The organism is Limnospira sp. (assembly GCF_051859755.1).
In the GTDB taxonomy this organism is placed as follows: Bacteria; Cyanobacteriota; Cyanobacteriia; order Cyanobacteriales; family Microcoleaceae; genus Limnospira; species Limnospira fusiformis.
This window is the reverse complement of record NZ_JBIMLI010000381.1, coordinates 1-849: the sequence shown is the minus strand read 5'-3', so window position 1 is coordinate 849 and position 849 is coordinate 1. Positions and strand designations below refer to the sequence as shown.

The 849-nt window shown below is 48.1% G+C and carries 1 protein-coding gene; it reads left to right on the top strand.

Annotated features, from left to right (window positions below):
- The coding region (locus ACTIE0_RS24755) for a formylglycine-generating enzyme family protein (protein WP_439517066.1) at positions 1-849 on the top strand (849 nt) is incomplete at both ends.

Below are 849 nucleotides of genomic sequence, written 5' to 3'. Positions count from 1 at the left end.
GGAAAACCTCAATATGGGAGTGATTTATATAGTTTAGGGGTGACTTGTTTATACCTGCTAACCCAAGTGAGTCCGTCGAATTTATATGACCCCTTAGAAGCACAATGGGTGTGGCGTGAGCATTTAAATGGCAATCAGGTGAGTGATAAATTAGGTAAAATATTAGACCGTTTGGTTGAGACAGTCTTTAAAAAACGCTATCAATCTGTAGCCGAAGTTTGGGCAGATTTACAGCCATCTTCTGATGGTCAAAAACCCCCAACCCAGAAGTTTGAATTTGACATCGTTACGGTCAATTCAAAGGGACAAGAAATTAACCGCAGTCGCGGTCAGGCTGAATGTATTATCGAAGACCTGGGAAATGGGGTGACTCTGGAGATGGTAAAAATTCCGGGGGGAACCTTTAAAATGGGTGCGCCGAGTGGTGAAGCTGGAAGTTCACTAAATAAGGAAAGACCCCAACACCAAGTCACGATTAAACCCTTCCTCATGGGGAAATATCCCGTTACCCAAGCACAATGGCGACAAGTGGCTAGTTTCCCCAAACTCCAACGGGACCTGAACCTAGACCCCTCACATTTTAAAGGATTAAATCTTCCCGTTGAATCGGTTGCATGGTATGATGTAATGGAGTGGTGCGATCGCCTCTCGAAGAGAATCGGCAAACCCTACCGATTGCCCAGTGAAGCGGAGTGGGAATATGCAGCCCGCGCCGGAACCACTAGCCCCTTTCACGTCGGTGATACCCTGACGACGGACCTCGCCAACTACGATGGCAACCACACCTATAGCTCAGGACCCCTGGGAGCCTACCGCGAACAAACCACCCCCGTCGGTCAGTTTCAACAC